This window comes from Kitasatospora sp. NPDC058190, assembly GCF_042883685.1.
GTDB lineage: Bacteria > Actinomycetota > Actinomycetes > Streptomycetales > Streptomycetaceae > Kitasatospora.
This window is the reverse complement of sequence record NZ_JBHVVI010000041.1, coordinates 58553-69041: the sequence shown is the minus strand read 5'-3', so window position 1 is coordinate 69041 and position 10489 is coordinate 58553. Positions and strand designations below refer to the sequence as shown.

The window sequence follows — 10489 nt, the reverse complement described above, 5'->3', positions numbered from 1 at the left end:
TTCCGGCATTCGGTCGGTCCGGCGCCGCGCCGGTCCGGCGCCGCGTCAACCCCGCAGGGGGTCACGGCACCTCACCGGGTCCTGACGACCAGTGGAGGCATGCGTGGTCCAAGACCCACTCCTGATCACTTAATTGGAACGGTTCTACGGCACCTCGACCGATGCGATCGCGCGCACCGCCGAAGTCTCCCGGCCGTACCTGTTCCGGCTCTTCCCGGGCGCCGCAGGCCGCCGCGCCTGCACCCGGCCGGTGACCCGGGACCCCCGACACCGGCACGCTTGTCGCCGGTCGGCTGCTTCAGATCAACTGTCTTCCACGGCAGTTGAAGCGACAGCTCGGCAACCCTCACGGACAACACGAATACGGAGACCTGATGTCCCGCGACACCGAAGACGCCGCCGACACCCACCGGCAGCAGATACGGCGCACCCGGCGCACCATCCACGTCGTCACCGCACTGGCGGTCCTGCTCTCGGCCGCCGTGGGCGCCGAGGCGATGGCGGCCTCACCGGCGGACGTTCCGCAGCCGCCCTCGACGGCCGACCAGGAGAAGGGCATGCGGGTGGGCATGCCGTTCCACGACCCGGCCTCGGCCGAGACGGACGGCACGGACCCGAACCTGACCATCGACCTCGGGGCCGCCCGCACCCGGTTCGACGTCTCCGGGCGCGAGGTCCACGGCGACTCCTACAACGGCGCGTTCACCGCGCCGACCATCAAGGTGGCCCCGGGGGCGACCGTCACCATCCATCTCGTCAACCATCTGCCGGTGGCCACCAATCTGCACTTCCACGGTCTGCACGTCTCCCCGGAGGGGCAGTCCGACGACCCGTTCCTGTGCGTGGCACCCGGTCAGTCCACCACGTACCGGCTGGCGATACCCGCCGACCACCCGCAGGGCACCTTCTGGTACCACAGCCACGCCATGGGCACCACCTGCCCGGCACCGGGCGCCCAGAGCATGCCCGGCATGGCCGCCATGCCCGGCGACGTGGAGAACCAGATCTTCGCCGGCCTGTCCGGCGCCCTCATCGTCGGCGACGACCGCACCCTGCTGCCGAAGCCGCTACGGCACATCGAGGCGCACACCCTCGTCCTCAAGGACGTCCAACTCGACCCCACCGGCCACATCCCGCAGAACAGCGACACCACCTCGATCGACTCCGGCAACCCGACCGTACGCCTGGTCAACGGCCAGCTGCGGCCGGTGCTGACGATGAAGCCCAACGAGACCCAGCTGTGGCGCCTCGCCAACGCCGGGGCCGACATCTTCTACCAACTCCACCTCGACGGCTACCACTTCACCGTCATCGGCGAGGACGGCACCCCCGTCGCCCACGTCACCACCCCCGACACCCTGTTGCTGCCCCCGGGCAAGCGCTACGACGTCCTCGTCACCGCCGCCGCCCACCCCGCCCGGACGACGCTGCGCACCACCGCCTACAGCAACGGCCCGCAGGGCGACTCCTACCCGGACACGGAGCTGGCCACGGTCAAGGTCGCGGGCGACCCCGTACACCGGCTGGCGGACGTCACCGGAGCCGTCCCCACCGCCCCGGCCGACCTCTCCGCGGTGCCCATCGCCCAGCAGCGGACCCTGGACCTGTCCGAGAGCGCGGACGGCAACACCTTCTACATCAACGGCAAGCAGTTCGCGATGGACAGCTCGGTCTTCGCGACCCCTGCCAAGGTCGGCACGGTCGAGGAGTGGACCGTCGTCAACCACTCCGGCGAGGACCACCCCTTCCACCTGCACACCAACGCCTTCCAGGTGGTGTCCGTCAACGGCGTGGCCCAGCCCTACACCCACCGGCAGGACACCGTCCCCGTGCCGCACGCGGTCGACGGCGTGCCGGGCCAGGTGGTGATCCGGGTCGCCTTCGCCGACTACCCCGGCACGTGGATGTTCCACTGCCACATCGCGGCCCACGAGGACAACGGCATGATGAGCTACATCGACGTCGTCCGCTGACCGTGAGGATGTTCCTGAGCGGTTCCCGGCGGGTCTGACCGTCCACCGACCGACCGCGGGTCCCCATCAGGACCGGATCGTGGGTGCACCGGGAACAGGTGCGCCGTGCCCACGCCGTCAGCGACCGGCGCGGGCACGGCGCACCGTCACCCACGGCGCGCGTCGCGCTCCTACCTGGCTGCGGGCCGGTGCCGCAGGGTGTCGTCCAGCCAGTCGTAGATGCGGGCGAGGGCGAGTCGCTGGGCTCCCGCCTGGCAGTGCGCGTCGGCGCCTTCTGCCGCGGTGAACTCGATCAGCGTCCTGGGGCAGGTGAGGTGGTCGTAGAGCTGTCGGGCCTGCCCGGCGAAGAACAGGTCCTCGGCGGCCTCGCAGATCAGGGCGGGGCACTCGATCTTCTCGGCGATGCCGTCGCGGAGGTGGTGGTCGAGATAGGCGGCGCCGAAGGCGCGGGGGGTGTCGGCTCCCATCACGTACATGCCGTGGTTCAACGCCCAGCGCATGACCGGGTTGGTGGCCATCAAGTGATCGAGCTGGGCGTCGAGTTCGGGATCCGAGGCGGCGCGCAGCCGCCGTTCGACGTCGGCCCGGTCGCCGGGCACGATGTTGGTGACCGCCGGGCCGAGGTCGTAGACGCCGTCGAGGGCGATCACGGCGGCCAGCCGGTGTTCGAACGCGGCCGCCCTCGGCGCGAGCAGTCCGCCCATGCTGTTGCCGAGCAGCGCGACGCGGTCGCCGTCGACCTCCGGCAGGGTCAGCGCGAAGTCGAGGACGGGGCCCACGACGTTCTCCCAGTCGGGACGGAAGACCAGTCCGTCGCGGTGGAGCGGCCCGGGCTGCCCCGGTCCGTCGAAGACGAGGACGGTGTAGCCGCGCTCCACGCCCGCCATGGCTCCGAAGTAGTGCATCTCCTCCGCCGTGCCGTCGAAGCCGTTGTGCATGATCACGGTGGGCCGGGGCGTCGCGGAGGTGTCGGCCCGGTAGAGGTAGCCGGGCAGGGTGCCGCCCTCGTAGGGGATGCGGACCGGCTCGATCCGCGGGGTGAAGAGCGCCGCCGCGGCGTGGAAGCACTCCACGCTGCGGTCGTAGGCGTGGTCGTGGCGGGGGTCGCACGGGTTGCCGTGGAGGAAGAACTCCGCCGACCGGTAGTAGTTCGACGCCCGCAGGAAGCCGTCCCGGGCGCTGACCGGGTGGCCCGCCTCCAGGGCCCGCCGGGCCTCGCCGGCCACCCGGTCGGCGGTGGCCAGCCACTCGTCGTGCCAGCTGTCGTAGTCGCCCTCCACGATGCGCGTGCTCGTCGAGACGACCTCGCCGAAGTCGGCGCCGCCGTAGGCGATGTGGCCGAACGAGCGCAGGGTCTCGTACCAGAACTGGGCGTCGTTCGGGAACAGCAGGGGCTTCATCAGTACTCCTCGGAATAAGGGATGGTCGGGGCGCCGGGCCCCCTCGTGGGTGGTGGTGGTGTTCAGTCGTCGTTCCCGTCGAGGGCGGTGTCGGGGATCCAGGAGCCGTGGAGTCCGGAGCTGACTCGGTGGGGCAGGTGGACGGTGGCGATCCGGTCGAGGCCGGAGGCGTCGAGGACGAGGAGCTGCGAGGCGTCCTGCTTGAGGTCGGAGACGACGGTGAGGAGGTAGCCGTCGTCCTCGCGGGTGGCTCCGGCGGCGGGGACGAAGACGGCTTCGCTGGGCATGCGGGCGTCGCCGATCTGGTGGATGCGGCGGGCACCGGTCGTGCGGTCGTACTTGACCAGACCGTAGCCGCCGAAGCCCTTCTCGTCGGGGAAGGCGACGGCGTACTGGTAGCGGTTCTCGACGCCCAGGTACTCCTCGTTGAGGGTCGGGAACTCCACCGGCAGGTCGTCGATGATCTGCTCGTCCACGGTGCCGGCCACCGTGTCGACCACCCATCGGCGGGTGTAGGAGCGGGTGACGGGCTCGGTGCCGCGCCCGGGTGCGCCGATCCACCAGTTCCAGGAGAGCCGGAATCCCTCGTCATCCACGGTGGGGCCCTCCAGGACGATGCGGCCCTGGCCGTCCTCGAAGGCGTTGGCGACGTGCAGCACGTTGCCCGGTTCGATGGAGAACCAGCGGACGCTCCGCGCACCGTCCTTTCCGCGCGGCATGACACCGATGCGGGCGGGCTGGGTGTCGCTCCAGCCGTACGGGATGCCGGAGTGGTCGGCGGGGTCGAAGGTGACGTTGCCCTCGATGAAGACCACGTGGTGGCGGGTGATGGCGAAGTCGTGCTTGAGCGAGGCGGTCGCCCCGGGGACCTCGACGCTGTCGACGATCCGGCCCTTCGCATCGGCGACGTAGTACATCAGGTAGGGCGGGAACGGCGAGGACCCAAAGAAGTGGAGCTCCCCCGTCACCGGGTCCTCCTTCGGGTGCGCGGTCATCGCCGTGCGCAGCTTGCCGTCGAAGTCGTAGGCGCCGACGGTGTCCAGGTCCCGGGTGAGCTCGAACGGGAGGTTCGCCTCGCACAGCGCGAGGAGGCGTCCGGCGTGCTCGATGACGTGGGTGCCGGCGGTGCTGGCGGCCAGGTCGGGGCCGTGCTCGGTCATGTAGGGGGCGCCGTCGAGGGCGGGAGTGTGCACCCAGCGGTTGCGGTACCACTCGGCGCGGCCCTCGCGCAGCCGGATGCCGTGGACCATGCCGCTGCCCTTGAACCAGTGGGTCGGGGTGACGCCGGGCTTGGGGTTGTGGCCGTTGCGGAGCAGTCGGCCCGTCAGCTCCGGGGGCAGGGTGCCCTCGACGGTGAGTTCGGTGGCGCTGATCTCGTCGGCGACGGGGGTGTAGTGGCCGGTCAGGTAGGGCTTTTCGACGGTCATGGCAGAAACCTCTTTCGGTCTGTCGGGGAGTTGCCGGGGGCGTCCTGCGTCGGATGGCAGGCGCGTACCACGACGGTGCGGTCTCGGTTGCCGATCAGTGGGTGGGCGGGGTCCAGTCGGCGGGCAGGCCGGACTGGGCGAGGACGGCGGTGAGGCTGTAGTAGTCCTGGTCGGAGGTGATCTGGCGACGGGTGTTCAGTTCGAGGAGCGTGGCCATCGGCACGGCGAAGGGCTTGGGCGCGCTTTTGAGACGGCCGGAGTACACGGATTCGACGGTGATGTGGTTGCCGTCGCGGTACGTGGCTCGGACGGTGACGTGGACGTCGTCGATGAGGCTGTCGGCGCGGGCCTTCCACCCGGCGATCTCCTCGCGGCCGTGGAAGGTGACATCCACGGCATGGTCGGTGTAGGTGCCGTCGGCGGCGAACAGGCCGCCGAGCGCCTGGGGTTCGGCGCCGTTCCAGGCGCACGCCCAGTCGGTGACGACCTTCGGCAGGCGCTGTTCGGCGGGCTGCGCGGCGGAGGCGGTGGTGCCGAGCGCGGCGCGGGCGGCTGCGGCGCCGATCAGTACGGTCGCGGCACGGGGTGAGCTGGACCTCACGGTGATCATCCTTCGGGTGGTGGTGTGTCGGGTCGCGGATCCGCGGGCACGGGTTCGCGCGCGGCCGGCTGGGCGATGCTCACAGCGGGTCGCCGGCTGAGGTCGGGGGCGCTCGGATCGTCCGTGGCCGGCGACCGACATCCGGGACGGTGCACATCAGGGAGTCAGGACGACTGTGCCGGTGCCGGTGCCGGTGCCGGTTGCGGTTGCGGTCCGCGGGCTGGTGCACCGGATGAGGAGTACCGCGAGGATGGCCGTCGCGGCCAGGACGGCGGCCGAGACCATGAAGGCGGCCCGGTAGCCGGCGGTGAGGGCCGCCAGGTGCGGCTCGTGCGTGGACGCGCGGGCGGTGACGGAGCCGGCGAGGGTGGCCAGGGCCGCGAGGCCGATCGCACCGCCGACCTGGCGGGTGGTGTTCACCAGTCCGCCGGCCAGACCCGCGTCCTGGGGCGGGAGGCCGTCCACGGCGAGTGCGGTGAGCTGGACGAAGGCGATGCCCAGGCCGAGGCCGACCAGGACGCTCGGACCGAGGACGTCGGCGAGGTAGCTCCCGTCAGCGCTGATCCGTGACAGCCACAGCAGGCCCGCGGCCTCGGTGAGCAGGGCCGCGGTCACGGTCGCGGTGGCGCCGGCCCGCCGGGAGATGCGCGGGGCGAGAGTGGATCCGAGCATGTTGGCCGCGGCGAGCGGGAGTTGGCCCGCTCCGGTGGCCAGCGGACTGGATCCCAGGACCTGTTGCTGGTAGAGCGGCAGGAAGAAGAACAGGGCGATCCACACGGACCCCAGCAAGGCCATCAGCAGGTTGCCCGCTGCCACCCGGCCGGTGGTGACCAACCGCGGCGGTATCAGCGCGTTCGGCCGACGGAGCTCGATGACGGCGAAGGCCGCGAGCAGCGTGGCGGCGGCGCCGAGGGCGCCCAGCACCCGGCCGTCCGTCCAGCCGGCGCCGCGTGCGGTGGTCAGCCCCCACACCAGGCAGGTCACGGCGAGGGTGACGGTGGCGGTGCCCAGTAGGTCGAACCGCCCGGCCGTGCGGCTGACCGTCCGCGGAACGAGGGCCGCCACCGCGGCCAGGACCAGCACCGCCCCGAGCGCGACGGAGTGGAAGATCCACGGCCAGCCCCACGCCTGGGTGAGCCCGCCGCCCAGCAGGACACCGCCCGCTCCTCCCGCGCCGGAGACCGCGCCCCACACCCCCAGTACTCTGCCGCGCCCGGGGCCGGGCGGGTACAGGTCCATGGCCAGGGCGAGCGCAGCCGGGGCGATGGCGGCGGCGCCCAGGCCCTGAACCACGCGGGCCGCGATCAGCGCATTCGGTGCGGCGGCCAGTCCCGCTGCCAGCGAGGCAGCCGCGAACAGTACGAGGCCGGCGATCAGCACCCGGCGGCGACCGAGCAGGTCGGCCGCCCGTCCGCCCGCCAGGAGCAGTGCTCCGAACGCGAGGCCGTAGGCGTTGACCACCCACGTGGTGCCGCCGTCCGACAGGCCGACCCCGGTGCGGATCTGCGGCAGCGCGACGTTCACGATCGAGGTGGCGAGCATGACGGTGAACTGGGCTGCGGCGAGCACCGTGAGCGCGGCTGCCGGCCGAGGGGCGGGCGGCAGCCGCCCCGACTGTGTGCGGTGGAGGTTCATGGCGCACAGCCTCGTGCGGGGCGGTGTCCACTATCCAGGCCCGGCAGGAGCGGTGACTGTCCACTCCTGTCCGCACCTGTCCACCGGGTCCTGCCGAACGGGCGGAGGGGTCGGCGGCTACGGAGTCTCCGGGGGGCCCTGCAGTTCCCGCTGCCACAGGGCCTCGCCCAGCAGGTCCAGGCCCTGGCGCAGGTGGCGCCGGTAGGTGCCGAACGGAAGACCGATACGGCGGGCGGCGGCTTCCTGTGTGGGCGCACCGGAGAAGTAGCCCGCCGTCAGGGCCTCGCGGGCCCGTACTCCGCGCGGGTCGTGGGCGAGGTCGTCGACGGCCTGGCGCAGCAGGGCGCGCAACTCCTCGACGGGATCGCCGAAGTCGGCCGCGAGACGGGCGCGCATCAGGGCGCAGGCGGCGAAGGCGCCCGCGTCGCGCCAGTGCGTCAACGCTTCACGGACGGCCTGGTCGAACGCGGTGCGCGAGACGGGCGACGGCCCTGACCGGACGGGCACGTCGGGGGCCTTGATGAAGCGCTGGAGCCAGGCCTCCACGGGCTCCTGGCGCCAGTCGACGCAGAACAGCCCGTAGGTGTGCTCACCGACTCGCGGTCGCGCCCCGGTGTCGCCGAGGGTCCCCTCGACGCGCCCGGCCCAGGCCTCGGCGTCCCGCCAGACGGCGAATCCGTAGGCGCGGCCGCGGGCACGGGCGGACTCCGCCTGGGCACGGGAGCTGCTCAGGTCGATGACGCGCGAGGGGACCTGGTAGCGCTCCGGGTAGACCGAGAAGCGGCTGATGCCGATGTGCTCGCCGGGGCTCACCGGTGCGGTGGCGTCGGTGTGCTCCCACGCCGCGGCGACGACGGGATCGGTGGCCAGGTCCTCGGGGTCGGGAGGGGCCGGCAGGGCGAGCCGGGCCGTGAACGCCACGATGCGGCCCGTGCTCACGAGGCGGTAGACGCTGAACGCCCCGGGCTGGCGCCGCGCCCAGTAGCGGACCAGTTCCGCGGAGGCGGTTCCCTCGGTCTCCTCCGCCATGCGCAGCACGACGTCGAGGTCCTCCGGGTGCAGGGGACGGTCGTGCACCTCCTCCTCGCGGGACCAGGTGCGCAGTCGCGCCAGGGTCTTCCCCTCCCGGAAGAGGTGGAAGAGCTCGTCGGTGACGGTCCAGACCCGCTCCTCGGGGGCCTCGCGCAGTATTCGCAGGTATTCGTCCGCCAGGCGCCGGCGCATCGTCACGAAGGCGTTGGGTGCCCGCCAGCGCAGGTCGGCGGCCAGCGTCTCGCGTGCGGCGTCGTGGGGGTGGAGCCCCTGGCGCGTGGACTCGATGAAGGGCAGGTCCCTCAGCCAGGAGAAGAGCAGATGGGCGTCCTCATCGGGGAGCACCGCGGCGAGGAGTTCCTCGGACGTCGAGTGGGCCTGTGCCGCGACCTCCAGGGCGCGGCGGTGAGCGGCCGTGGGCACCTCTCCGATCAGGCCGGTCAGCAGGGTTCGCAGGACGTCCGCCGAGGGGGCCCATATCTCCTCCCTGCTGCAGCCCGCCGATCCTGCGGCCGCCGCGAGGGACAGGGCCAGCGGGTTGCCTCCGGCGAAGCGGAGCACCCGTGCCCGCAGCTCGGGCCGGATCCGTGCCGCGACCAGCAGGTCGCGGGCCTGCTCCTCGGAGAACGGTTCCAGTTCGGTCACGTGCAGGAGGTCGGACCAGGCGGGATCGGCGGCCCACTGCGGCTGCGGAGCGAGCCGGCCGGCCAGGACGACCACGGTGCTGTCCGCGGCGCGGGGCAGGAAGTGGTGCCACAGCCAGCTCTCCAGCCACTGGCAGTGCTCGAAGGAGTCCACGAGCAACACCGTGCCGGGAACGTCCAGGAACGGGCCGGCCGCGCGCTCGAAATCGGCCGGGTCCCGGCTGACGAAACGACCGTCGAGTTCGAGGAGCGGTCGGCCCGCCGCACGGGCGTGGTCCGCCAGGCGGCGCAGCAGCGTCGACTTCCCGATGCCGCCCGGCCCGAACACGTAGAAGGCGAACGGGGCCCGGGGATCGCCGGTCAAGGCCTTCCCGAAGAGCTCCAGTTGCTCCTCCCGGCCGATGAAGGCCAGGCCGCGCGCAGCGCTCAGTCGCTCTCCCACGGACACCATGGCGGCTCCCGTTCCCCTGTGTGCCAGCGACGGATTCCGCCCCCGGAGCCGCCAATCCATGGGGATCCTACAAAGGCCTCGGGTGCGTCAGCGATCGGTGTCACCCGACGAGTCCCGGGTTCCCGTCGTCGGGATGACCGGTGATCAGGGGAGTTGCCTCCTCGGCGTGTTGGAAGCGGGTGCCCGGGGTGGTGCCTCGTGTGCGGCACCGCCCCCGGGCGCCACGGGTGTGGCGGAATGTCAGAAGGCGACGCGGACCTTCAGCGCGGTGCGGTCGTCCATCGCCCGGTAGCCGTCCGGGACGCCGTCGAGGTCGACGGTGCGGTCGAAGACCAGGCCCGGGTCGATCGCACCGGACAGGACGTCCGGCAGCAGCTCGGGAATGTAGGCGCGGGCCGGGGCGACACCGCCGTTCAGCGAAACGTTCCGGTCGAACATCTGGCCGATGGCGATGCCGGCGCTGCCGCCGTGCGGCACGCCCACGTAGCCGACCGCGCCGCCGTCGCGGGCGATCGAGATCGCCGTCCGCATCGACTCCTCGGTGCCGACGGCCTCCAGCACCGCGTGGGCGCCCTGGCCGCCGGTCAGCTCCTTGACCGCCTCGACGGCGTCGTCGCCGCGCTCGGCGACCACGTCGGTGGCGCCGAAGGCGCGGGCGATGGCGGTGCGCGCCTCGTGCCGGCCCAGCGCGATGATCCGGCCCGCGCCGAGCCGCCGGGCGGCGAGCACGCCGCACAGGCCGACCGCGCCGTCGCCCACCACCGCGACGGTGGCGCCCGGACGCACGCCGGCCGTCACGGCCGCGTGGTGGCCGGTGCTCATCACGTCGGAGAGCGCGAGCAGCCCGGGCAGCAGCTTCTCCTCGCCGGCGGTCTCCTCGGGCAGCCGCACCAGGGTGCCGTCGGCGAACGGCACCCGCACCGCCTCGCCCTGGCCGCCGTCGGAGCCGACCTCGCCCCAGAAGCCGCCCTGCGGGCAGGAGGTGTGCAGGCCCTCGCGGCAGAAGTCGCAGCTGCCGTCGGACCAGACGAACGGGGCGACCACGAAGTCGCCGGGGCGGAAGTCCCGCACCTCGGGGCCGACCGCCTCCACGATGCCGAGGAACTCGTGCCCGATCCGCTGGCCCGCCGTCCGGGGGGCCACGCCGCGGTACGCCCACAGGTCGCTGCCGCAGATGCAGGCGTTCACCACCCGCACGACCGCGTCGGTGGGGTGCCGGACGACCGGATCCGGCACCTCCTCGATCCGGATGTCGTTGGGGCCGTGGATCACGGTGGCACGCACGGAACTCTCCTGGCACTGCTCGGGGTCTGGGGTGGAGCAGTC

General features: G+C 72.4%; 7 protein-coding genes. 1 reads left to right on the top strand and 6 read right to left on the bottom strand.

All coding sequences use genetic code 11. The annotated features are described in order from the left end of the window. Positions 1–374: 374 nt before the first annotated feature. On the top strand, positions 375–1973 hold the full coding sequence (locus ACFVWU_RS20145) for a multicopper oxidase family protein (protein WP_387622580.1): 1599 nt from the start codon (positions 375–377) through the stop codon (positions 1971–1973). 170 nt (positions 1974–2143) lie between these two features. Here the strand turns inward: ACFVWU_RS20145 and ACFVWU_RS20140 are convergent, their stop codons facing one another. The 6 genes from ACFVWU_RS20140 to ACFVWU_RS20115 all read right to left on the bottom strand — a co-directional run bounded on the left by ACFVWU_RS20140 (position 2144) and on the right by ACFVWU_RS20115 (position 10447). Continuing rightward, positions 2144–3373 (bottom strand): alpha/beta hydrolase family protein, encoded by a 1230-nt coding sequence (locus tag ACFVWU_RS20140; protein ID WP_387622577.1) that lies wholly within the window; start codon positions 3371–3373, stop codon positions 2144–2146. Positions 3374–3435: 62 nt separating this feature from the next. Next, on the bottom strand, positions 3436–4800 hold the full coding sequence (locus tag ACFVWU_RS20135) for a carotenoid oxygenase family protein (RefSeq protein ID WP_387622574.1): 1365 nt from the start codon (positions 4798–4800) through the stop codon (positions 3436–3438). Between the two features lie 94 nt (positions 4801–4894). Continuing rightward, complete coding sequence (locus ACFVWU_RS20130) at positions 4895–5401, bottom strand: nuclear transport factor 2 family protein (protein ID WP_387622571.1); 507 nt, start codon at positions 5399–5401, stop codon at positions 4895–4897. 156 nt (positions 5402–5557) lie between these two features. Further along, positions 5558–7036, bottom strand: a complete 1479-nt coding sequence (locus tag ACFVWU_RS20125; protein ID WP_387622568.1) for an MFS transporter — start codon at positions 7034–7036, stop codon at positions 5558–5560. Between the two features lie 117 nt (positions 7037–7153). Next, positions 7154–9163, bottom strand: coding sequence for an ATP-binding protein (locus ACFVWU_RS20120; RefSeq protein WP_387622566.1), 2010 nt, complete (start codon positions 9161–9163; stop codon positions 7154–7156). 240 nt (positions 9164–9403) lie between these two features. Then, positions 9404–10447, bottom strand: coding sequence for a zinc-dependent alcohol dehydrogenase family protein (locus tag ACFVWU_RS20115; RefSeq protein ID WP_387622563.1), 1044 nt, complete (start codon positions 10445–10447; stop codon positions 9404–9406). Positions 10448–10489 lie beyond the last annotated feature (42 nt).

Excerpts from the sequence above, each read along its gene's own strand:
- ACFVWU_RS20145 (WP_387622580.1), top strand. The coding sequence starts at position 375 with ATGTCCCGCGACACCGAAGACGCCGCCGACACCCACCGGCAGCAGATA.
- ACFVWU_RS20140 (WP_387622577.1), bottom strand. The coding sequence starts at position 3,373 with ATGAAGCCCCTGCTGTTCCCGAACGACGCCCAGTTCTGGTACGAGACC.
- ACFVWU_RS20135 (WP_387622574.1), bottom strand. The coding sequence starts at position 4,800 with ATGACCGTCGAAAAGCCCTACCTGACCGGCCACTACACCCCCGTCGCC.
- ACFVWU_RS20125 (WP_387622568.1), bottom strand. The coding sequence starts at position 7,036 with ATGAACCTCCACCGCACACAGTCGGGGCGGCTGCCGCCCGCCCCTCGG.
- ACFVWU_RS20120 (WP_387622566.1), bottom strand. The coding sequence starts at position 9,163 with ATGGTGTCCGTGGGAGAGCGACTGAGCGCTGCGCGCGGCCTGGCCTTC.